This window comes from Mucilaginibacter rivuli (genome assembly GCF_019391655.1).
Classification (GTDB): domain Bacteria; phylum Bacteroidota; class Bacteroidia; order Sphingobacteriales; family Sphingobacteriaceae; genus Mucilaginibacter; species Mucilaginibacter rivuli.
The window spans coordinates 150,513-174,309 of sequence record NZ_JAHXPQ010000005.1 but is presented as its reverse complement, the minus strand read 5'-3'; the positions used below and the strand labels follow the sequence as shown (position 1 = coordinate 174,309).

20 protein-coding genes and 3 tRNA genes are annotated in these 23,797 nt (G+C 43.0%); 18 read left to right on the top strand and 5 right to left on the bottom strand.

The annotated features are described in order from the left end of the window. Positions 1–42 precede the first annotated feature (42 nt). The gene (gene rho, locus KXQ82_RS13390) at positions 43–1,680 is read right to left on the bottom strand and encodes a transcription termination factor Rho (protein ID WP_219488901.1); all 1,638 of its coding nucleotides are present in this window, start codon (positions 1,678–1,680) and stop codon (positions 43–45) included. Between the two features lie 263 nt (positions 1,681–1,943). Between rho and pyrF the strand changes: the two genes are divergently transcribed. From pyrF to KXQ82_RS13365, 5 genes are all read left to right on the top strand, one after another. Further along, positions 1,944–2,777 (top strand): orotidine-5'-phosphate decarboxylase, encoded by an 834-nt coding sequence (pyrF, locus tag KXQ82_RS13385; protein WP_219488900.1) that lies wholly within the window; start codon positions 1,944–1,946, stop codon positions 2,775–2,777. Positions 2,778–2,876: 99 nt separating this feature from the next. Continuing rightward, positions 2,877–4,163 (top strand): DUF2851 family protein, encoded by a 1,287-nt coding sequence (locus tag KXQ82_RS13380; RefSeq protein ID WP_219488899.1) that lies wholly within the window; start codon positions 2,877–2,879, stop codon positions 4,161–4,163. Between the two features lies 1 nt (position 4,164). Then, positions 4,165–4,386, top strand: coding sequence for a PspC domain-containing protein (locus KXQ82_RS13375; RefSeq protein ID WP_219488898.1), 222 nt, complete (start codon positions 4,165–4,167; stop codon positions 4,384–4,386). Positions 4,387–4,410: 24 nt separating this feature from the next. Then, positions 4,411–4,776, top strand: a complete 366-nt coding sequence (locus tag KXQ82_RS13370) for a DUF2200 domain-containing protein (protein WP_219488897.1) — start codon at positions 4,411–4,413, stop codon at positions 4,774–4,776. A 382-nt stretch (positions 4,777–5,158) separates the two neighbouring features. Continuing rightward, complete coding sequence (locus KXQ82_RS13365; protein ID WP_219488896.1) at positions 5,159–6,190, top strand: WD40/YVTN/BNR-like repeat-containing protein; 1,032 nt, start codon at positions 5,159–5,161, stop codon at positions 6,188–6,190. 16 nt (positions 6,191–6,206) lie between these two features. On the opposite strand, the gene KXQ82_RS13360 is transcribed toward KXQ82_RS13365, so the two are convergent. Then, positions 6,207–6,857 (bottom strand): ankyrin repeat domain-containing protein, encoded by a 651-nt coding sequence (locus KXQ82_RS13360; RefSeq protein WP_219488895.1) that lies wholly within the window; start codon positions 6,855–6,857, stop codon positions 6,207–6,209. Between the two features lie 94 nt (positions 6,858–6,951). On the opposite strand from KXQ82_RS13360, the gene KXQ82_RS13355 reads away from it, so the two are divergent. The 4 genes from KXQ82_RS13355 to KXQ82_RS13340 all read left to right on the top strand — a co-directional run bounded on the left by KXQ82_RS13355 (position 6,952) and on the right by KXQ82_RS13340 (position 11,459). Next, positions 6,952–9,570, top strand: coding sequence for an FtsK/SpoIIIE family DNA translocase (locus tag KXQ82_RS13355; protein WP_219488894.1), 2,619 nt, complete (start codon positions 6,952–6,954; stop codon positions 9,568–9,570). 30 nt (positions 9,571–9,600) lie between these two features. Then, complete coding sequence (gene lolA1 / locus KXQ82_RS13350; RefSeq protein WP_255563657.1) at positions 9,601–10,305, top strand: outer membrane lipoprotein periplasmic chaperone LolA1; 705 nt, start codon at positions 9,601–9,603, stop codon at positions 10,303–10,305. Positions 10,306–10,413: 108 nt separating this feature from the next. Beyond that, positions 10,414–10,701, top strand: coding sequence for a hypothetical protein (locus tag KXQ82_RS13345; RefSeq protein WP_219488893.1), 288 nt, complete (start codon positions 10,414–10,416; stop codon positions 10,699–10,701). Further along, on the top strand, positions 10,698–11,459 hold the full coding sequence (locus KXQ82_RS13340; RefSeq protein WP_219488892.1) for an MBL fold metallo-hydrolase: 762 nt from the start codon (positions 10,698–10,700) through the stop codon (positions 11,457–11,459). The genes KXQ82_RS13345 and KXQ82_RS13340 overlap by 4 nt, the downstream gene beginning before the upstream one ends. Positions 11,460–11,526: 67 nt before the next feature. Here KXQ82_RS13340 and KXQ82_RS13335 read toward each other — a convergent pair whose 3' ends face one another. The 3 genes from KXQ82_RS13335 to KXQ82_RS13325 form a co-directional block, all read right to left on the bottom strand. Next, the gene (locus KXQ82_RS13335; RefSeq protein ID WP_219488891.1) at positions 11,527–12,267 is read right to left on the bottom strand and encodes a hypothetical protein; all 741 of its coding nucleotides are present in this window, start codon (positions 12,265–12,267) and stop codon (positions 11,527–11,529) included. Positions 12,268–12,577: 310 nt separating this feature from the next. Then, positions 12,578–12,664: transfer RNA gene (locus tag KXQ82_RS13330), tRNA-Leu, on the bottom strand. A gap of 120 nt (positions 12,665–12,784) precedes the next feature. Further along, a tRNA-Leu gene (locus KXQ82_RS13325) sits at positions 12,785–12,868 on the bottom strand. Between the two features lie 157 nt (positions 12,869–13,025). On the opposite strand from KXQ82_RS13325, the gene KXQ82_RS13320 reads away from it, so the two are divergent. From KXQ82_RS13320 to KXQ82_RS13280, 9 genes are all read left to right on the top strand, one after another. Next, positions 13,026–13,457 carry a DUF2147 domain-containing protein gene (locus tag KXQ82_RS13320; protein ID WP_255563655.1) on the top strand — a complete coding sequence of 144 codons (432 nt, stop codon included), beginning with the start codon at positions 13,026–13,028 and terminating at the stop codon, positions 13,455–13,457. Next, positions 13,454–14,491: a YCF48-related protein gene (locus KXQ82_RS13315; RefSeq protein ID WP_219488890.1), complete on the top strand. Its 1,038-nt coding sequence runs from the start codon at positions 13,454–13,456 to the stop codon at positions 14,489–14,491. The genes KXQ82_RS13320 and KXQ82_RS13315 overlap by 4 nt, the downstream gene beginning before the upstream one ends. A 9-nt stretch (positions 14,492–14,500) precedes the next feature. Continuing rightward, on the top strand, positions 14,501–14,893 hold the full coding sequence (locus KXQ82_RS13310) for an RNA-binding S4 domain-containing protein (protein WP_219488889.1): 393 nt from the start codon (positions 14,501–14,503) through the stop codon (positions 14,891–14,893). A 128-nt stretch (positions 14,894–15,021) separates the two neighbouring features. Further along, positions 15,022–15,672 carry a YceH family protein gene (locus tag KXQ82_RS13305; protein WP_219488888.1) on the top strand — a complete coding sequence of 217 codons (651 nt, stop codon included), beginning with the start codon at positions 15,022–15,024 and terminating at the stop codon, positions 15,670–15,672. A 359-nt stretch (positions 15,673–16,031) separates the two neighbouring features. After that, positions 16,032–16,104, top strand: a tRNA-Lys gene (locus KXQ82_RS13300). A gap of 639 nt (positions 16,105–16,743) precedes the next feature. Continuing rightward, a complete protein-coding gene (locus KXQ82_RS13295; protein WP_219488887.1) occupies positions 16,744–19,881 on the top strand; it encodes a SusC/RagA family TonB-linked outer membrane protein in 3,138 nt (1,045 codons plus the stop codon). A gap of 26 nt (positions 19,882–19,907) precedes the next feature. Then, the gene (locus tag KXQ82_RS13290; protein WP_219488886.1) at positions 19,908–21,473 is read left to right on the top strand and encodes a RagB/SusD family nutrient uptake outer membrane protein; all 1,566 of its coding nucleotides are present in this window, start codon (positions 19,908–19,910) and stop codon (positions 21,471–21,473) included. A gap of 2 nt (positions 21,474–21,475) precedes the next feature. Beyond that, positions 21,476–21,892 carry a rhodanese-like domain-containing protein gene (locus KXQ82_RS13285; RefSeq protein ID WP_219488885.1) on the top strand — a complete coding sequence of 139 codons (417 nt, stop codon included), beginning with the start codon at positions 21,476–21,478 and terminating at the stop codon, positions 21,890–21,892. Between the two features lie 42 nt (positions 21,893–21,934). Continuing rightward, positions 21,935–23,788: an arylsulfatase gene (locus tag KXQ82_RS13280; RefSeq protein ID WP_219488884.1), complete on the top strand. Its 1,854-nt coding sequence runs from the start codon at positions 21,935–21,937 to the stop codon at positions 23,786–23,788. Positions 23,789–23,797 lie beyond the last annotated feature (9 nt).

Here is a 23,797-nt window from a genome sequence, read left to right as displayed (position 1 = left end):
AAAATGTTTTACCGGGTATTTTTTTATTCTTTTACTTTTCTGTTACGAGTTCATCGATATCAAAAACTCTTCGTTGGTTTTTGTACCACGCATTTGCGCCTGTAAAAACTCCATCGATTCCTGCGAGTTCATATCCGCTAAGTGGTTACGTAGTATCCAAATACGTTGTAACGTATCGCGGTCAAGCAACAGATCATCACGGCGTGTGCTCGATGCAGTAAGATCAATAGCAGGGAAAATACGTTTGTTAGATAATTTTCTATCCAACTGCAACTCCATGTTACCGGTGCCCTTAAACTCTTCAAAAATAACCTCATCCATTTTCGATCCGGTTTCGGTTAATGCTGTAGCGATGATAGTTAACGATCCGCCATCCTCAATTTTACGGGCCGCGCCGAAGAAACGTTTTGGTTTATGCAACGCGTTAGCATCCACACCACCCGATAGTATTTTACCGGATGCAGGGGCAACGGTGTTATAAGCACGTGCCAAACGGGTGATAGAATCCAGCAGGATAACTACATCATGCCCGCACTCCACCATACGTTTCGCTTTTTCTAACACAATGTTGGCTATCTTTACGTGGCGCTCAGCAGGCTCATCAAAGGTTGATGATACTACCTCGGCGCGTACGCTCCGGGCCATATCTGTTACCTCTTCAGGGCGTTCGTCAATCAATAATATAATCAGGTATACTTCGGGGTGATTACGGGCTATGGCGTTTGCCACATCCTTTAACAACATGGTTTTACCTGTTTTTGGCTGTGCTACGATCAAACCACGCTGGCCTTTACCAATTGGCGAGAACAGGTCCATTATACGGGTAGAGTAATTACCCGATTCGGTAAACAGGTTCAATCTTTCCGATGGGAAAAGCGGTGTTAAGTGGTCAAATGGAACACGGTCGCGCACTTCGGCAGGCATACGGCCGTTTATGGCCTCAACACGTACGAGCGGGAAATATTTCTCGCCTTCTTTAGGCGGGCGTATGCTTCCGCGAACGGTATCGCCGGTTTTTAAACCAAACAGTTTAATTTGCGATTGCGATACATAAATATCATCCGGTGATGTGAGGTAGTTATAATCCGATGAGCGTAAAAAACCGTAACCATCGGGCATAATTTCTAAAACACCTTCGTTAACAATAACATTGTCAAAATCAAGGTTAATGGCAGGGTCCTGGCTTTTTTGAGTAGGAGTGCCGTTGCCTGTGTTGTTAAACTTACGCTCAAATTTTTGAGGGCGTGCTTCTGCAACTTCGGGCTGGGCCGCTTGTGGCTTGGTTTCATCAGGTGTAACCGCTTCAGATACTGAGCTTTCGCCTTGTGCGCCCTGCGGCTGTGCTTCTTCTTCGGGTTCCTGGTGAAAAAGATTGGTATCATCTACACGTACTTCAACCCTTTCGTTCGATTTGGATTTGAGTGTGCGCAGCCTTTTACGTGGCTGTGCTGCATCTTCTGCTACGGCCGCAGTTTCGGCTGAAGGAGTATTTTGTTCTGTATAGTTGTTTGTAACTGTTTCTTGTTGCGACCGGGCGGCTTCAATTAATTGTTGTTGGCCAACAATTTGAGTGATCAGGTCTGCTTTTCTTAGGCTATCAGCATCGGCAATTCCGAAAGCTTTAGCCATTGTGCGTAACTCAGAAACGAGTTTGTCGTTTAGTTCGTTTGTATTAGACATTTTTGAGAATAATATTTCAAAAGGAAATTTTTATGGGTAGGAATTAACTTGCAACACCAGCGAGAGAATATTTAGAAAATGTGTTATTATTAATAAATGTTCCGGAAACTTAAACTGATTCTTTGGTGCAAGAAATTCAGGAAAACGATACAATTTTAGTCAATTTATTTAAATAATCAAATTTTTTTAAAAATATTCAATCCGCGGGGGCAATAATTATTCAATTTTTCATTATTTCGTGCAATAATCATACCTAAAAAATTATGCCATCGCGCCAGCAACTCATTCAGCAGATTAAACAGAAAAGGTCGTTTTTATGTGTAGGCCTCGATTCGGACGTCGAAAAGATACCAACCCATTTATTAGACCATGCCGACCCTGTTTTTGAGTTCAACAGACAGATCATAGATGCGACTAAAGACCTCTGCGTAAGCTACAAACCTAACGCCGCTTTTTATGAAAGCCGTGGAATTAAGGGATGGGAAAGCCTCATCAAAACATGGCAATATTTACCCAAAGAACACCTTAATATTATAGATGCCAAGCGCGGCGATATCGGTAACACATCCGATATGTACGCCAAATCTTTTTTTGATGAAGCAGCCTCCGGGATGAGCTTCGATGCTATTACCGTTGCGCCTTATATGGGTAAAGACAGCGTAACATCATACCTTAAATATGAGGGCAAATGGGTTATCCTGCTGGCACTTACATCAAACGAAAGCAGTAAAGATTTCCAGTTTTTGCCTGTTGGCGATAATTACCTGTTTGAAGAAGTAATAAAAAAAGCCAACACCTGGGCCGGCGACGACCAAATGATGTACGTAGTAGGCGCCACCAAAGGCGCCAGCTTTATTGATATCCGCAAACACGCGCCCGACCACTTTTTATTAGTGCCCGGCATAGGCGCGCAAGGCGGCAGCCTGGCCGAGGTATGCGAATACGGCATGAATAAAGATTGCGGGCTGCTGGTCAACTCCTCGCGCTCCATTATTTTCGCATCAAACGGAAAAGATTTTGCTGAAGCCGCACGTGCCGAGGCATTGAGCATTCAACAAGAAATGGAACTGGAGTTGGAGAAGGCAGGGATAATTTAATGTGCAACTGAGTAAATGTGCAGATGTGCAAATGATTAATTACTATCTTGCCTTTGTCTAACTTATAACCCGCAACTCACAACAGGCAACTCAACTAATATGTTTTTCAACGAAGACTTCCTCCAATACGTTTGGAAATTCCGGTTGTTCGACTGGAATAATCTGCAAACTACTGATGGTGAAAACGTTGAGATCATATCGCCGGGATTACAAAACACAGATGCCGGTCCCGATTTTCAGAATGTCAAGATCAAAATAGGAGATACCCTTTGGGCCGGTAATGCCGAGGTGCACCTGGTATCGTCCGACTGGCAACGCCACGGGCATCCTGCAGATAAGGCTTATGAGAATGTTGTGCTACACGTTGTTTACCGTGATGACGAACCCGTTACCCGTACAGATGGCAGCCGCATCCCCACCATTGTTTTGCTTGACAGGATAGCTCCCGAGTTGCAGCAACGATACCAAAACCTCATTTTTGGTGAACAACAAGTCATCGCCTGCGAGAAGACGATTGGTACATTGGATGGCATGGTGATCCACAACTGGCTTACCCGTGTGCTGGTAGAGCGGCTACAGAAGCGTTCCATAGCCGTACTCAAAACCCTCGACAATAACCGTGGCGATTGGGAGGAAACCTTTTACCAATACCTTGCCGCCAATTTTGGCTTTAAAACCAATGCTTTGCCTTTCGAGTTACTGGCCCGCTCACTGCCGCAACTCATCCTGGCAAAGCATAAAAATAACCCGCTGCAAATTGAGGCGCTGATATTCGGTCAGGCCGGATTTTTGGAAGGAGAGTTGGTTGATGATTACCCGTTATCCCTGCAAAAAGAATATCAATTTTTGCAAAAGAAATATAAGCTAATACCTATCGACAGGCATTTATGGAAGTTCCTGCGGATGCGGCCTTCAAATTTTCCTACCATCAGGCTGGCGCAGTTTGCGGCGCTTATTAACCGTTCCAACCACCTGTTTTCGAAAGTGCTGGATATTACTGATGCGAAGAAATTAAGAGAACTTTTTGTTGATATTGAGGTGAACCCGTATTGGGAGAATCATTATCAATTTGATAAGGAAGCGAAGCCCGGTTCTAAAAATTTAGGTAAATCGTCGGTTGATGTTTTGATATTAAATAGTTTAGTGGTAATTTTATTCGCTTACGGAAATAGTTTACAATTAGAGCGTTACGTTGACCGCAGCTTGCAATTGCTGGAAGCTATCCCGGCAGAACAAAACAACATCATAACTGATTTTGTTAATATGGGACTAAAGGCAAAAACAGCTTACGAAACACAGGCGCTGCTTGAATTAAGAAATTTCTATTGTAACCATAAGAAATGTCTACAATGCGGCGTTGGCAATAAAATATTAAAAATAGCATAATATGTTACAGCGTATATTAACCTTCTTCGAAAAACACTCCTTTGGGGTGTGTACCTATTTAGGTGAGCGCTTTAATATTTCTATTTCTAAAATTCGCCTTTTCTTTATTTACTCATCATTTTTAGCAGTAGGCTTCCCGCTGTTTTTTTATTTTTTTGCAGGTATCGTATTGGATATCCGTAATTATGTAAAACGTATCCATACAAAAATAACCGATCAGTAGATCCTGTTGCCGGTAATGATCACCATGAATAATCTCGATGTACATAACGAGCGTATGGCAAAAATGGTGTTTGGCTCGGTGTATCCTTTATATCTCACCAAAATAGAAAAGAAGGGCCGCACAAAAGAAGAATTGAATAAGGTGATCACATGGCTTACAGGCTTTAACGATCAACAAATTGATATCCTGATAACGCAAAAAGCAACCTTTCAAATATTCTTTGAGCAAGCTTCGCTTAATCCCAATGCCCACCTCATTACAGGAATGATATGCGGCTACCGTATTGAAGAAATTGAAAATGCTTTAACGCGGCAGGTACGCTACCTGGATAAGCTGGTTGATGAACTGGCCAAAGGCCGAAAGATGGAAAAGATATTGAGGGTTCAATAAACGGGCTGGGCGAAGAAAATACATTTAAGATATTTATGCCTAGGCACAGAAATTATTTTTCGCCAAAAAATATTTATCGTAAAGTAGCAACCCTATAAAATTAGCAGATTGTTGTAATTTTGTTGTTTTTAGTACAACAGGTGTAACAATAAGCTGATTTTTGCATCTTATTTGAAAACAGACCGGGTAAAAACACACTTGGCTTATAGCTTACCCACTATGTAACCGAAATGAATGGGCTGACCACCATTCTATAAAACATAAAGCAAATCAAACTGCTTGATCTGAAAGATGCACTTTCCCGGCATCGGTATTCACTAATATTTTAACAGGTTAAGATATGGTTTACGCTACCAGTTAATCTAAAAGAAACTTATTTAAAATGAAAAAAAAGACTACCCTATTTAGCCTTTACATTGGCTTTAGCGCTTTGTTGTGCCTTACATCGTGTCATAAATGTAACGATAATAATTCTCCAACTCCGTCTATTCCGGCAACCTATTCCAAAATTTTAAGCCTCCCCATTAACGAGAAATTTATTGTACTTGAAACGCTTGACAATACCATCTATGCGGCGGCAGCATCGGGTATAGTTTATAGCAGCACAAACCTTGGAGCAACATGGTCTTCATCAGCTATAGTAAAGCAAGGTACAGTTATAACTGCTTTAACATTGTTTAATAATAGGATTTATGTAGGTACCGAAACTGACGGCATATTTGTGAGCGATAATAATGGTACAAGCTGGGTAAACCAATCGCTTAATCAGTATATCAGTTCGTTTGTTGTTTGGAACAACAATTTGTATGCTTCATCATTAGATGGAATTTCACCAGGCACTGTTTTTGTGTTAAATCAATCGCTTAACACCTGGACAACTTTTTCCACAAATGGATTGCCAACTAATCACGATTTTGATGTTTATAAAATTGTTGTCGCTAACAATACTTTGGCAGCTATTCGGGGTGTGAACGGTTTTTTCTTTTCTTATAATACCACAACAGGCAACTGGAATACAACTGCTTATTTACCAGGTACACCCCAAATAAAAATGCAGGATCTTATTTCAGATCAGGGTACTTTATTGGCCTCGGCAGGGAAAACATTATTTAATAGTACTAATTTTGGCACTACCTGGAGTTATGATACCATAGGGCTTAAAAAACTCAGTAATGCAAACTTTACGTTAAGGGCAAGGGTGTTGTATGCAGCAAGCAATAAGTTTTATGTGCTCTCTAACTTGCCAACAGGTGGTGCCTGGATACAACAGCGTGATTGGGCTTCACCAAGCGGTACAACATGGGCAGCAAATGATGAGTTTTTGCAGTTAACAGGAAAAGCTTATGCTATGCGTAAAATAAGCAACGTGTTTTTTATAGCTACTGACGACGGGTTGTATTATAAAAAAGTATAAGTCATTTGATAAGGCCTTAATCCGTTAATATGGCGGCAATTTCCATAAAGCCTTTTTCTTCGGCCAGGTCGGCGGGCAGTTTGCCGCCTTCCATACGCACATTTACCTGAGCGCCGTTCTCGAGCAAGAGTATCAGTATCTCAAGGTTGCCGTTTTGAGCGGCTGAGTGTAGCGGTGTAACGCCCGATTGCTGTTTTACATTTACCATTGCCCCATGCTCTATCAGCATACGGGTAATTTCGGTTTGGTTGGCGGCAACGGCCGAATGTATTGGCGCAACATGGAAACCATTACGCGATGCGAGGTTAACATCGGCACCCTTTAAAACTAAAAAACGTGCAATCTCGGGCTGACTAAAATAGCAGGCCAAACCCAACGGTGTAAAACCATCGTCCGAAAACTCATTTACCAGATCCGGGTGCATGTAAACCAGGTGGGCAACCACGTCAAACTTGCCAATGGCGGCAGCTTCAAACAGGCTAAGTTCATCTATATACTTTAATAAAACTTCGGTTACAGCGGGTTTTTTGTAATAGCAAGCCAGCATAACTGCCGACACACGGTAGCTGGTTATACTTTTGGCAAGCTCCGGGTTTTTATCAAGCAATTGCTTAAGGCCCTGCAGGTCGCCTTCCTGGATAAATTGTTCGAGGGAATCTAAACTCATTTTTATCCAATTATACTAAAAATTAAAAATCCTCACAAATAAGTTGTTTTATCTATTAACTTTATATTTGCGCTAAAACGCTTTCAAATTAATAATGGCGGTAAAAGGAAACCAGTTCAGATCAAATAGTTTTAAAGAAGATAATGCCCCCGGGCAATCATCTTCCAAAGCAGAAAAACCCCTAAAACAAAAAGTTGAGGCTATGCCATCTTTCGATTTGAAAGATGGGCGCATAACTAAAGTAGCGGGTTTGTTTTGCCTTATCCTGTCGCTTTACTTTCTTATCGCATTTACCTCGTACCTGTTTACCTGGCAGGAAGACCAGAGCTATGTATCACCCGCTAACGGCGGATGGCATAACCTGTTTAAAACCCAGCAGGAACTGATAGATAATGGCGTTAAAAATCCGGTGGTTGAAAATTGGCTGGGTAAATTTGGTGCGCTGCTGTCAAACCAGTTTATGTACGAGTGGTTTGGCGTGGCATCCTATATTTTTGTGGCAGTGTTCTTCATTATCGGTTATCGCATGTTGTTTAAGGTACGCCTGTTCGCGGTAAATAAAACTTTGGCTTACGCGGTATTTGGCATTATTTTCTTGTCGGTTGCAATAGGGTTTGTACATGGCTTTATTATCGATTACCCTCACTTTTTAGAGGGCGAGTTTGGTTATTGGAGCAACAAGTTGATGGATGCCCAGATAGGGCAGGCAGGCGTTGGTTTGTTGGTCGTATTCGCGGCGCTTACCTTCCTCATCATCGTTTATAATATTGATTTTAAACTTCCCGAAAGGAAAAAGGCAGCATATAAAGATGAGTTGCTTGTTGCCGAAGAAGAGGCTATTGCCGAAAATGCCGAACGCATAAAACAGACCAGCACTTTTGAAAACTACCATGAACCTGCCGATGATGAAGATATTATCATCCCCGAGCCTGAACTCCCGCGCCGCGATGCCGATCCATCGGCCAATAAGGTAAAAGATATTGCGCTAACCTATGATATGCCCGAGCCGGAGCCCGAAACTGCAGTAGCAGCGGCATTTACAGCCGCTACCTTTCATGAGCCGGTTACTTTGATGCCCGGGCCAAGCAGTGATACGGACATCCCCTTAACTATCAGCGAAGAACGCCCCACTGCTGAAACCAATGTTGAAAAGGATGACGAAGTTACAGCAGGCAGCCTGGTAGAGCAGTTTGGCGAGTTCGACCCGAGGTTGGATCTCTCATCATACAAATTCCCCGGCCTTGATTTGCTGGAAGATTATGGTGTCAACAAAATAAGCGTAAGTGCCGAAGAACTGGAAGCCAACAAAAATAAAATTGTTGAAACGCTTAATCATTATAATATCGAGATTGATAAGATAAAAGCTACTATCGGGCCAACCGTAACCCTTTACGAAATTATACCCGCGCCCGGTGTGCGTATCTCTAAAATTAAAAACCTTGAAGATGATATCGCGCTAAGCCTCGCGGCATTAGGTATCCGTATCATTGCGCCAATGCCGGGTAAAGGCACCATTGGTATCGAGGTGCCAAACCAGCACCCCGAAATGGTGGCCATGCGCACCGTAATGAGCAGCGATAAGTTTCAGAATACTACGATGGATCTGCCTATCGCTTTGGGTAAGACCATATCAAACGAGGTTTTTGTTGCCGATCTGGCCAAAATGCCTCACTTATTGGTAGCGGGTGCTACGGGCCAGGGTAAGTCGGTTGGTATTAATGCCATCCTGGTTTCACTACTCTACAAAAAGCACCCCGCCGAGCTGAAGTTTGTGCTGGTGGATCCTAAAAAGGTGGAATTAACGCTATTCCAGAAAATAGAACGCCACTTTTTAGCCAAGCTGCCCGATGAGGCCGACGCGATCATTACCGACACTAAAAAGGTAATTAATACGTTAAACTCGCTGTGTATCGAAATGGATCAGCGGTATGATCTGTTGAAAGATGCTCAGGTACGTAATTTAAAAGAATACAATGCCAAATTTGTCCACCGCAAGCTGTTACCTACTGAAGGGCACCGTTACCTGCCATTTATAGTGTTGGTAGTGGATGAGTTTGCCGATTTGATGATGACGGCAGGTAAAGAGGTAGAAACTCCGATAGCGCGTTTGGCACAGTTGGCCCGCGCCATAGGTATACACCTGGTTATTGCTACGCAAAGGCCATCGGTTAATATTATTACGGGTACCATTAAGGCTAACTTTCCGGCAAGGCTTGCTTTCAGGGTACAATCCAAGATCGATTCGCGTACCATCCTTGATTCCGGTGGTGCCGATCAGCTGATTGGCCGCGGAGATATGCTGTTCTCTACCGGTAACGACCTGATACGTTTGCAGTGCGCCTTTGTGGATACACCGGAGGTGGACAGGATATCAGACTTTATTGGTGGCCAGCGCGGTTATGCAGGCGCTTACGCTCTGCCAGAGTATGTTGGCGAAGGCGAATCATCATCGCCAAAAGAATTTGACCCGGATAACCGCGACCCGATGTTTGAAGAAGCCGCGCGCCTTATCGTGATGCACCAGCAGGGCTCAACATCGCTTATCCAGCGAAAGCTGAAATTGGGGTATAACCGTGCAGGTCGTATTATCGACCAGTTGGAAGCAGCCGGTATTGTTGGTCCGTTTGAAGGGAGCAAGGCCCGCGAGGTTTTATACCAGGACGATAGCCATTTTAACCAATATTTAGAAGAGATACAAAACCAAAGAGGGTAATAATCGTCTTATCATATATAAGCTATGATAATGAAAAACAGACAGATGAGAATAATGAAGAGCGCGATACTATTGTTGTTAATAACCGCCGGTACTGTAACAGGTGCCTTAGCACAAAAAGACGACCAGGCGAAAGCCATTTTAAGCCAGGTGAGCAAAAAATACAGAACTTACGATGTTGTAAAAACAAGTTTTACTTACACATTGGAAAGCCCGCAGGCCAACCTTAAAGAAACACAAAGCGGCACGCTGATAGCCAAATCAAAAACTAATAAGTTTAAGGTTACATTGTATACAAAAGGAGGCACCAAAACACAAACCATAGCACAGGAGCTGATAAGCAATGGTAAAGAGCAATGGACCTATCTGAAAAAGGATAACGAAGTGCAGGTAAACGATGTGAACAATAGCGATGATGCATTGAACCCCGCGCACATTTTTACCATTTACGAAAAGGGCTTTAAATACCTCTACACCGGAGAAAGCAAAGTTGGTGGCGTTACTTACCAAAATATCGATCTTACACCTACTGATGATAAGAAAACCTTTTTTAAGGTGCGTTTAATGATAGATAAAGTAAAGAAACAGATATACAGCGCGTTGATATTTGATAAAAATGGTAATAAATACACCTATGCCATGCAAAGCTTTTCGCCAAATGCCAATGTACCCGATGCCGTTTTTGCTTTTGATGTAAAGGCACACCCGGGGGTAGAGGTGGTAGATTTACGATAATGGAAGATGTAAGATGGAAAATGGAAGAGGTTTAAAAATTAATGGGAAACGTAAGATGGAGATAATCACATCTTCCATCTTACGTCTTCCATCTTACATATAAGTATAATGTCCCAGGTTCCAACTATCACCCTCACCAATCATACGCTCGAAAAGCTTGAGCTTTTGTTGCGGGCGGGTGGTTATAGGGTAAGGTATGAGAAGGGGAACTTTAAAACCGGTGCCTGTTTGCTGCAAAGCAGCAAAATAGTGGTGATCAATAAGTTTTCGAACCTGGAGAGTAAGATACAATCCATACTTGAACTGTTCTTGGAACTCGAGCTGGATCCCCAACTGCTCGACGATAAGCAGATAGCGCTGTTACATCAAATAAAACAAACAAAACTACAACTGTGACCATCACATTTTTAGGAACCGGAACTTCGCAGGGCGTACCTGTTATTGCCTGCGATTGCGAGGTATGCACCTCGGCCGACCCTAAGGATAAGCGACTGCGTTCATCTGTGATGGTGGAGGTAGGGGATAAGCTTATCGTTATTGATTCGGGCCCCGATTTTAGGTACCAGATGCTGCGTGCGCATGTAAAGCACCTAACCGCCCTGCTTTTTACCCATGAGCATAAAGATCACGTAGCGGGTATGGATGATATCCGTGCCTTTAACTATCGCCAGAAGGCAGCTATTGATGTATACGGTACCGAACGTGTGCAAGCCGCTTTAAAGCGCGAGTTTGCCTACATATTTCACGAGTTTAAGTACCCCGGTATCCCGGATATCAGACCGCAGGTAATTACTAATGAGCCTTTCGATATTGATGGAGTAGAGATTATCCCGATCGAGGTAATGCACTACAAATTACCAATAATGGGCTACCGCATCGGTGATTTTACTTACATCACCGATGCCAAAACCATATCGGATAACGAAAAGGAAAAGATAAAGGGATCGAAGATCTTAGTGGTAAACGCTTTACAGCGTGAAACCCACATCTCCCATTTTACTTTGGATGAAGCTGTTGCCTTCGCCAAAGAAATGGGTGCCGAAACCACTTACTTTACTCACATCAGTCACCGCCTGGGCAAACATGCTGATGTATCGGCAGAACTACCTTCAGGTATTCATCTGGCTTATGACGGGCTTCAACTGGATATATAGCACCAAGTTATACATCATAAAAAAAGCCCCGGTTGGGGCTTTTCAAAAATTGGGTTTCAATCAATAATTAAGATCGTGTTGCGTTACCGTTTAACAGGTTAACCACATAAGCGGTTCCGTTTACCACAAGGTTTGCCTGGTTATTGCCTGTAAAGGTAACTGTGCCGCTAAAATTGAACGAGCCTTTGTTACTGCTGCCGCTCAGGTTAAAGGTAGCATTGCCCGATGCAATGGTACCGCTGGCTTTAGGTATAACCAGGCTGCTTACAGTTATATCTACACTGCTGTTGCCCTGGTTCATGTTACCTGTTTTTTTGGCAAAGCTACCTGCACGTTTGTATGAACCGCTCAGGTTATATGCAGTGGCGGCCGATGCTAATCCGCCTACGGTAAAGGTAGATGTACCAGAGTCATTACTGCTCAGGCTTGGCCCATCGAACGAGCCGGTGCTGGTAGCGGTGCTGCTAACATTATCGGGTAAGTTATTTACGCAGTTAAGTGTATGGGTATAGCTAAAGGCATAACTGTAAGATATTGATGCACCCTGCGGGCTTTGACGACTAAACTGATAGGTTTTAGTGCCTCCGCAACCCGGATTGGCGTTAAAAGTAAGTTGCGCGTTAACCGTAACATCAGCCGAAGCGCTGACCATACCGCCTGAGTTTGACGACATGGAACTGGCCATTATTGTAGCCGCATCGTCCGTTGTTACAGATGTATCTACAACATCATTATTGGTTTTTGAACATGCGCCAACTGCTAACAACAGTATAAAGGCAGGCACTTTAATAAAATTTAACTTTTTCATAGCAGATTTTTTTAATACAACAACTTACTGGCAAAAACCATGCAGGGTTAGCCAGCTAATGTTTTGCATGGTTTGGGGTAAACTTAAAATTGCTTTATTATGCAGCTATGAGTGTTTTTATATGATCGCGGCAGAGTAACAGTAATCTCTGGTAGATATTTTACAGCTATATAAGTTTGTATGCTACAAAGGACTTTTTCCTGTTAAATGGTCAAAAGAGGTGAATACGTCTTTTTAAGCTAAGAAAGATAAAAACGGTGCGGTTATAAATGTCCGGCTGATTTGCCGTTTGGGAGTTAATATTTGATTTTGGTGCCCAGGAGCAGATTCGAACTGCCACACCCTTACGAGTGCCACCCCCTCAAGATGGTGCGTCTACCAATTTCGCCACCTGGGCTTTTTTAAAAACTTCATTGGTTCATCAGTTCACTGGTTGATTGGTGATTTTCCTGCGGCTATCTCATAGCGACAGTACCAATAAACTAATGAACCGATGAACCAATAAACTAAAAGGATGTGCCCGAAGAGAGACTCGAACTCTCAAGAGACAATTCTCAACGGCTTCTGAGACCGCAACGTTTACCAATTTCGCCATCCGGGCATGTTGTAAGAACTGCGCTGATTTATCGTTTAATAAATCAACGGGGTGCAAATATAACAGATTATTGCAATGCCTTAAAATAAATATAAAATTGATAAAGTTTGTTATATCGTTGCCGAAAGGCTAATTTTAGGCTACCAATTAATTAAATCGTATTATGATAAAGAAAGCAAGTGTGTTAATGCTGTTCTTAGTAGCATCATTAACTGTATTAGCGCAAAATGGCGATGCCATCATAGGCAAATGGTTAAATGCGGCGGGCGAAGACCAGATATGGATATATAAAAAAGGGGATAAGTACTTTGGTAAATTGGGTTGGATAAAGGTGCCTGATAAGAACGGTAAACCTAAAATGGACGAAAACAATCCTGATCCAAAACTAAGGACACGCCCCGATCTGAACTTGGAGTTGCTGCAGAATTTTACCTTTAACGGCGAAACCTGGGAAGACGGTACAATTTACGACCCCAAGAGCGGTAAAACCTACAGTTGTAAAATGACATTGAAGGATAATAACACCTTAAAAATAAGAGGATACATCGGTATATCGCTATTGGGCCGTACCGAGGTGCTGACGAGAGTTAAATGATAAAAAAACTACTAACCGCCATCAGCCTTGCGGGGCTGTTTCTTCTTTATGTAAATAGCGCGGCTGCCCAAAAAGTAACCGTGCTACAGCAGAGCAAACCGGTTAGTATTCGTGGCCTATCTGTAGTTAATGATAAAATTGCCTGGGTAAGCAGCAGTAAGGGCTCTTTTGCTGTTACTAAAGATGCCGGTAAAACATGGAGCTGGCAGCAGGTTAAAGGCTTTGAAACATCCGATTTTAGGGATGTGGAGGCTTTTTCGGATAAGGAAGCTGTTATGATGAGCTCGGGCACGCCCGCGCTTATTTTAAAAACCCTTGATGGCGGCTCCACATGGCAGGTAAAATATCATAACCGTGATACCTCTGTTTTTTTAGATGCGATGGATTTTCTGGGCAAATACGGCTGCGTAATGGGCGATCCGTTGGGTAATCATTTTGTGCTTTTTGAAACCACCGATAAAGGTAAGAACTGGAAAGAACGGGATATTCTAAAATCACCGGCAGGTATACCCGGCGAGGCCTGCTTTGCTGCAAGCGGCACATGCCTGCATGTTTTTGATAACGGCCTGATCAAATCAAATTCCTTATTAATGGTATCGGGGGGTAGCGTGGCTAACTTGTATATGGCGCCCATTTCGGCAAAAAAATGGGTAATGCAGCCTTTACCGATTTCGCAGGGGCGGCCAAGCGCGGGAGCATTTTCTATAGCTACCAATGGTAAACATTGGGTTGCTGTAGGTGGTGATTATCAGCGCGATTCGCGTACCGATTCTACAGCCTGTTACTCTTTTGATGCAGGTAAAACCTGGAAAATAGCAAAAGCGGGTCCGGGTTTTCAATCATGCGTTCAGCATATTGAAGGTAAAATATATCTTTCTACCGGTACTGCGGGTACTTACCTTAGTAAAGACGAAGGTATTACCTGGACAAAAATTGATGCCGGCAGTTATAATGTTTGTATAAAAACGCAGCATGGCAAATTAACCTTACTGGCCGGTAACGGTGGTAAAATAGCCACGTTCAGTTTAAAGTGATGTTGTACAATGGCTGAAAAAGAAAAACTACGTATTGATAAATACCTATGGTCAATCAGGGCCTTTAAAACCCGCTCACTGGCAACCGATGCCTGCAAGGCCGGCCGTGTAAAACTTAACGGTGATAATGTTAAACCATCGCGCGAGGTACGCCTGGGCGAAGTGTACCAAATATCAAAAGGGCCCGATCGCCGGGTAATAAAAGTAACCGGCCTGCTGGAGAGCAGGGTTGATGCCAAAACCGCCGTTAACTTTTATGAAGATGTTACCCCTGTTGAGCAAACCCCGGCATTTAAAAGTATGTTCCACGCCCCGCTGTTACAGCGGGACCGAGGCACCGGCCGCCCTACCAAAAAAGACCGCCGCGATATAGGTAACCTCACAGATGATTTTTTTGATTAAAGGAAGTTGAGATTGGAAAACAGATATTTGAAGCAGGATATTTTGCGTTAGGGATTTCTATGGCATAATCATTCAATCATTCAATCATTCAATCATTCAATCATTCAATCATTTTTTATATTAGCCGCATGGATTCACCGATAACTATCCCCGTACTTGACGATACCGAACTGCGTGTTTTAGGCGCGCTTATGGAAAAATGTAAAACCACGCCCGATTATTACCCCATGACATTAAATGGGCTAACTACGGCCTGTAACCAAAAAACATCGCGCAGACCGGTGGTGGAGTATGATGAAGAAACGGTGATATTGGCCCTGGATTCATTAAAAAAACGCGGGTTGATATCAACAGCTACCGGTGGCTCAAGCCGTGCGATAAAGTACAAGCATAACTTTGCTATTGTGTTCCCTGTAGTACCGGCAGAGGTGGCAATTATTTGTTTGCTGATATTACGTGGCCCCCAAACGCCGGGCGAACTGAACACCAATTCGGGCCGTTTGTACGAATTTGAAACATTGGATGAGGTACAGGAGGTTTTAGAAAAGTTAGCGCAACCTGAAGCGCCCTTTGTGCAGCAATTGCCAAAACGTGCCGGACAGAAAGAAGTGCGTTATGTACACCTGTTGGGTGGCGAACCTGTTATCACCGAAGATGACGAGCCTAACGAGCCTGCCCGCCGAAATGTTAGCGACCTGGAAGCCCGCCTGGTAAAGGTAGAAACAGAGCTGGCAGAGCTGAAAGAGGCATTTGATAAATTAATGAAGGAATTAACCTGATTTAAAATCCGGAACGAAATCTCTTTCGTATATAGAAGGAAGTTTATTTGATAAACAAGGATTAAGGTTAGCCCGGCTGTGTTGTTGCAGCCGGGCTTTTTTATGGATAAGGGGCTACATGCTGTTATAATAAGTGCTTGTTTCGGTTTTTAATTGAGAGAGGAAAAAAATAAAAACCTTATCAATCGACTCCTTTTTAATAACTGATTTATGTTTACAGCAGTTAATGAGAAAAAAAAGCCATTTCAAATTGCTGTTTATGAAGAGGTTAATTTCTATCTTAAAATATATTGAAAAATAGCTTGCAGTATATATGCAATACTTCTATATTTGCACCACCAAAAACGGGAACGGTGAACGATTCCGTAGCTCAGCTGGTAGAGCATAACACTTTTAATGTTGGGGTCCTGGGTTCGAATCCCAGCGGGATCACTAAAACACCCAACATACGGTTCCGTTTTAAGGTACAAAAGGCGCAAGAAATTGCGCCTTTTTTGTTTTAAAATACATTTTTAAGCCGCATTTTTTGGCCTCTATCCTCACTGAAAAAAAATAAATACTTATTTCTAATCATTCCGTTCAAAATAGAATAAGCTTTAGGTACGCCATATTTAAAAACCTTCCACAATTAAATAGCAACCTGATTACCAATTTTTTTAAAATAAATTTTGTAACAAACTATAGTTTTACTTAATATTGCAGTAAATCTATAGACTTAGTAGATTTTAATAAGAATGAATACACAAATCATCAATCTTACATTCAAATTAACGGGAGTTGGCTTCAGCACCCGAATGTGTATGCCATGTTGCTGTTGCTAAACACGCAACGGCAAACACTTCACCGGTACCGTTTCTACTGGTACATCCATCAACTTAATAAAATTTTTTAGCGAGCAGGAACTGGTCGTAAACACACTTACAAGGAGGAAGAAAATTATGAAAATATAATACCCGGTGCAAAAATAGGGAAAGGGTATTAACCCTTTCCCTGCGAATCTAAAACAACGAAGCAGAAATCGATTGGCGTTGAGCCTGCTTCATTTATGTCATTTTAAACTAATTCAAAATTATGCAAAATATTGCACATATAAGGAACAGGTATATCCTTTCCTTATCCCGGATACCCCTCCGTTACTTTACGGGTATCATCCTGATATTTATCACATTAGCGGCATCTGCTCAAAATCAACCAACAATAAACTCCAAATTAGTTGGACGTGTTGTTGATGCCATCACAAAAGAACCATTACCCGGCGCTGTTGTGCGCATTGAAGGTACCACACATGCGGTTTCAACAGATCTGGATGGTAAATTCAGCTTTGTTACAGGTCAAAAATTCCCGTATAACCTTACAGTTACATTTATCGGGTACGAACAAGCTAAAATCACTGCTAACGGTAGCCCTATCGAAATTTCATTAAAAGAAATTGTTAATCAGCTTAATGATGTAGTAGTTGTAGGATACGGTACGCAAAAACGTAAAGACATTACGGGAGCTGTGGCTTCTGTACCGGCGTTGGCATTGGCACAGCCTTCTTTATCCTTCGATCGCGCCTTACAAGGAACCATATCCGGCGTTCAGTTCACGCAGGCCAGCGGCCAGCCGGGAGCCGGTACTACGGTGCAAATACGCGGTATCAACTCGGTAAACGCAGTAGCCGAACCGCTTTACGTTATTGATGGTTTCCCTACATCCAACAGTAATTCGTTAACAGATGCCGGTGTAACCGGTGGCACGGCAATTAACCCTTTGGCATCTATCAATCCGGGTGATATAGAGAGTATTGACGTATTAAAAGACGCTTCGGCAACAGCCATATATGGTACCCGCGGTGCAAATGGGGTTATCATTATTTCCACTAAAAAGGGCAAAGCAGGCCAGTCGTCAATTACCTATGACGGTAGCTATGGCTTACAAAAAGTCACCAAAAAGATCGACCTGTTAAACAGCGATCAATGGGCATCTTTACGTACAGATGCATTTATCAATTCGGGTAAAGCTGCACCAACTACGGCAGCGCTTTTCCCTTATGGCAATATCAATACAGATTGGCAGGATGCCGCTTTCCGCCAGGCAGGTATACAAAGTCATACGCTATCGGTTTTAACTGGTACAGACCGCACACGCATCGCCTTTTCGGGGAATTACTCTGCCCAGGACGGTATACTGCAAAATACTAACTTTCAGCGCTATGGTGGAAGGTTGAATGTAGAGCATGATTATAATGATAAGTTAAAGATCTCAGCATACGTTGCAGGCGGCCATACAGTGGCACAGGTAGCGCCAAATAGCGTGGTACCCGCAATACTATTGATGACACCTACCACTCCGGTTTACAATACTGATGGTACTTTCTTCCTTAAAAATGCATTTGAGGGCGTATATGGTAATCCAATCAATACACTGTATAACCAGATCAACAATACAACTACCAACAGGATATTATCCAACATATCCGGTGATTATAAATTAACAAAGGATTTAACGGCCAGGGTACTGTTGGGTATTGATATTATTGATAATAAACAAAACCGTTACCTGCCTTCAACAGTATATGAAGGCTCTGGTTTTGGCGGACTTGCAGAAACCGGGACACTTTACTCTACCAACTGGCTGAATGAAAATACAGTAACCTATGTTAAAAAGTTCGGCAAACATTCGCTTAATGTGTTGGCAGGCTTTACCCAGCAAGCCTTTAGCGCGGAAGGATCAGTAGCCGGATCATCAGGTTTTGTGAGCGATCTGAGCACATACAACAATATCGGTTCCGGTAGTGTAACATCAATTACAGGTAGCGGCTTTGCTATAGCGCCTTCGTCATCATACAATGCATGGGCCTTAAAATCATACCTGGGCCGTATCAATTACGGGTTCAATGATAAATACCTGTTAACCTTAACCATTCGTGCCGATGGTTCATCAAAGTTTGCTGATGGCCACCAGTGGGCAAGCTTCCCTTCGGCAGCCATTGCCTGGAATGCATCAAGCGAAGATTTTTTAAAGAATGTTGATGCCATCAGTCAATTAAAATTGAGGCTAAGCGCAGGTTTAACAGGTAATAGCGATATCCCGCCTTACCAGTCATTCTCTCAGTTAGGCTCATACCGTTACAATTTCGGTAATACTACAAGTATTGGCTTCGCACCAAATACTTTGTACAATCAAAATTTAACCTGGGAAAAAACAGCTCAATATGATTTTGGTTTCGATTTAGGTTTGTTAAAAGACCGCATTAGCCTGGTGGCTGATGTGTATTACAAAAAAACAAGCAACCTGTTAATATACCTGCCATTACCGGCAACAAGCGGGTTAACAATTATTACCAATACCGCTATTACCAACCCGCAACAATTTGAGAACGTAGGCTCGGTTGAGAACAAAGGATTTGAATTAAGTTTAAATACCCGCAACCTTGTTGGCAACTTTAAATGGAACACAGGTATCGTATTCGCCGTTAACCGTAACAAGGTATTAAGCCTTGGCGGGAATGGTGTTGATCAGTTCATTCCCGACTCATCATTGCCTTCTATCTTAAAAGTTGGTGAGCCAATAGGTTCGTTCATTGGTTACAAAACCAATGGTTTGATACAAGCCGGCGGTACAGCATTAACACCTGCGGCAAATACTTCGCCGGGTGGCCAGGCTTATGTTGATGTTAATAACGATAATAAGATCACACAAGCCGGCGACAGGGTGATTCTTGGTAACTCGCAAGCCAAATTTACCGGTGGCATTACTAATACTTTTAACTATAAAGGTATTGACTTGAGCATCTTTTTTCAAACGTCTTATGGTAACAAGATCTATAACCAGCAAAGGGCAGTACTTGAACTGGGTACCGGTTACACCAACGCCATTACTACACTGTTGAACAGGTGGACACCAACAAATACAAATACCGATGTACACAGCGCGTTCCAGGACCCTGCAGCTACCGTATCTGATCGTTTTATTGCGGATGGATCTTACCTGCGGTTAAAAAACCTGAGCATAGGGTATACCATTCCCAAATCTATCCTGTCAAAATCGCCTGTTCAAAAAATACGTGTTTATGTAACCGGAGTTAACCTGGCCACCTGGACAAACTATACAGGTTATGATCCTGAAGTAAGCACCAACGGGCAAAATGCCATCAGCTCGGGTGTTGATAACGGGGCATATCCAAATGCTAAATCAATTATAGCGGGTGTTTCTATAACCCTTTAATTTAAATACAACTAATGCAAAACATCATGAATAAAATAAAATACCTGTTATTGCTGGCTGTTGGTTTTGGCGCGTCTTCCTGCGCTAAATTATCAGAAACACCGCAGTCATTTATCCCGGCCAGTCAATTTTACAGAACACAGGCCGATGCAGTTGCCGCTGTTACAGCAGCATACTCATTACTTAACGCCGGCTCAAATACCGTTCAAACACCATATAACACCCTTTTTAATACAGGGATGAATTTTATGGGTGATGATGAGGGTCCCGGACCGGGCGCTACCAATGCCGATGTACGCTCGCAAGCGGTATTGGGCCATTCCTCGACAGGCTTGCGTGTATTGCAGATATGGCAGCAACATTATGCAGCCATTAAAAAGGCTAATATCGCTATCGATACTATTCCATCAATAGCATTTGAATCAACGTTGAAAGCCCGTTTAATTGGAGAGGCCAAATTTTTGAGGGCACTATATTATTTTAACCTGGTAAGGTTATATGGCGATGTGCCTTTGGTACTGCACGATCAAACCTCGGTAAACCTTTCCGATCTGCAGGTTGGCCGTACACCGGCAGCTGCCGTATACACACAAATAGAGAAAGACCTAAACGAAGCCTTTACAGTTTTACCGGTAAGCTATGGCAGTGCCGATATTGGCAGGGCAACATCAGGCGCCGCGAAATCACTTTTATCAAAGGTTTATTTAACCGAAGGTAAATGGCAAAGCGCAATTACAGCTGCAGATGCAGTTATCGCGAGCGGTACCTATAAGTTATTTACCAACTATCCCGATGTGTTTTTACCGGCTACTAAAAACGGGGTTGAACATATATTTTCGGCCCAGTTCAAATCAAACTCATTAGGGCAGGGTAATAACCAGGCACCACGCTCTGTGTTAACAGGTATACCGGGTATCGTAGCTTCTTATGCCGATCAAACCGTGTTTTACAATGTTGCTGATGCTACGAAGCCTGACGGTATAGATCATTTTTTCAGCGTATATAAATTATACCCTGCCGGCGATAAGCGGAAAACCGAAACTTTTGTTACACGTTTTTTAAGCCCATCTACCGGAACTTATTACGGTAAACTGAATGACCCGAAGATATTGGGCGACTCTGTACCATTTTTCAATAAATATTGGGATCCGAGCATAGTAGGTAACCTGAGCGAATCGGGTGCAAATGTACCGATCATCCGTTATGCCGAAGTATTGCTGATAGCTGCTGAAGCAGAGAACGAACTCAATGGCCCAACGCTTAAAGCTTATACGGCAATTAACCAGGTAAGATCGCGCGCTATACCGGGCGGTGTAATTACACCGGGCTTAACGCAAGACCAGTTCAGGCAGGCGGTTTACCTGGAGCGCAGGTTAGAGTTTGTATTTGAATACCAGCGCTGGTTCGATCTGATTCGCGAAAAAGATCCGGCAGGAACTGGTTATAACCACGGGATACTCGAAGCTTCCTTATTAAAGGTAGGTAAAACCAACGTGAGCAAAGGTGTATTCGGCAAATTTTACCTTTTCCCTATCCCACAACAAGAAATAGATAACAGTAACGGTAAACTCACTCAAAACCCAGGTTGGTAATCATGAAAAAGAAAAATATCATAACTCTAGTGTTACTTATAGCAACACTAGGCATAAAGGCCCAGGAGGCTCATGTGCCTTATGTACAAAAAAGCCCCAATAAGATTGTAGTAAATACAAAAATCAGTGCCAACCTGCTCGCCGAAATAGCGCAAGGCAAAGCCTACCTGGTGGATGTACGTACGCCCGAAGAATATGATAAGCAGCATTTGAAATATGCGCAAAATATTAATATCCGGTCGGCTGATTTTGGCACACAGGTAAAAAAGTTGGGTAAGGATAAGAAAGTGTACCTGTACTGTCATTCAGGTAACCGAAGCGGTAAAGCTACCGATAGCCTGCAAACCCTGGGTTACACCCATAGCTATAACATTGGCGGTATTGATAGTTTAATTAAAGCCGGTTTCCCGGCGCAATAACAATTTACGCAACGTTAAATTCAATAAAAATAAAATAACAACATGAAAACTTACAGATTATATAAAGCTGCATTGTTAGGCTTGTTCTCAGTTTTAGGATGGAGCGCGAGCGCGCAACAAAATATCCCACCCTCAACACCCGAAACTTACAAAGGCGTAGTTAAAAAAACACTGGCTGAATCGAAAGAATGGTGGCCTAAGCCGCAGCATGCACCGGCAGGTTCACCCAACATTGTTTGGATATTATTGGACGACGTTGGCTTTGGCGCTTCAGCCACGTTTGGAGGTTTGATCAACACACCAAATTTTGATGCGCTGGCCAATAATGGCTTGCGTTATACCAATTTCCATACAGCCGGTATTTGCGCGCCAACTCGATCATCTTTGTTAACAGGCCGCAACCACCATTATGTACACATGGGTAATTTTGCCCATGCCAGTACTGCTGCCGGTTTCCCAGGATATGATGGCCGTATCCCTGAAGATAAAGGGACTATAGCACAGGCCTTACGCTACAACGGATACAGTACCTTTGCGGTAGGTAAATGGGGCGTAACGCCGGATGAAGATACCACCGATGTTGGCCCGTTTGACCGCTGGCCCACAGGTAAAGGTTTCGATCACCATTTTGGATTCCTTGAATCGGCGACAGACCAATACCACCCGCCGCATTTGGTTGAAGATAACTTCCACGTAAAACCTGATGGCCGTAACCTGAACGAGCAGATTACAGATAAGGCTATCGCTTATATTGACCGTGCATACAAAGCAGCACCCGATAAACCTTTCTTTTTGTATTACGCACCCGCTGCTACACATGCACCACACCAGGTAGCCAAAGAATGGAGCGATCTGTACAAAGGCAAGTTTGATAAAGGCTGGGACGCTTACCGCGAAGAGGTATTTGCTAACCAAAAGAAATTAGGTTACATACCTGCTTATGCCCAACTGCCAGAACGTAATGAAAGGGTAAAAGCCTGGAACAGCCTGCCTGCCGATCAGCAGAAACTGTATGCCCGCTTTATGGAGGTTTATGCCGGTTACCTCACTTATATTGATGACCAGGTTGGCCGTGTGATCACGCATTTAAAGAAAACCGGGCAGTTTGATAATACATTAGTATTTGTGATGATAGGAGATAACGGCGCCAGTAAAGAAGGTACTTACAGCGGTGTAATCAAACCATCAAATTCAGCTTTAACTAATACTGCCGAGCAATACATAAAAAATAACGAGGCCGAACTGGAAGCTATAGGTACGCCTGAAGCCAGCACCAATTACCCCTTAGGCTGGGCACAAGCCGCCAATACACCATTCAAGCAATGGAAATCTGACGCGGATGCCGAAGGCGGTACGCACAATCCTTTGATCGTTTACTATCCTAAACTAATTAAAGAAAAAGGGATACGTACACAATACGGGCACGTATCGGATATTTTCCCTACCACCATTGAGGCGGCAGGATTGAAATTGCCTGAATACATTAAAGGGATTAAACAGGATACCTTACAAGGCAAGTCGTTGTTCAGTTCATTCAATAACGCAAAGGCTGCATCGTTACATACCACGCAGTACTACTACATTTTTACTTCGCGCGCTATTTACAAAGATGGCTGGAAGGCAGAGGCGGCACACCGCCCGGATAACATTGACCTGTTGATCTATCCAGGATTAAAACCAGCAACCCCACCGGATTATGAAAAGGATGTATGGAAACTATATAACCTGAACGAAGATTTTAACGAACGCGTAGACCTGGCAGCAAAATATCCTGAAAAACTAAAGGAATTAAAAGCAGCTTTTGAAGCCGAAGCCTGGAAAAACCACATCTACCCGTTCATCGATCGCGACGATGTGAACAGTAAACGCATCCATCATTTAGAAAACAACAACTAAGTAAATCGT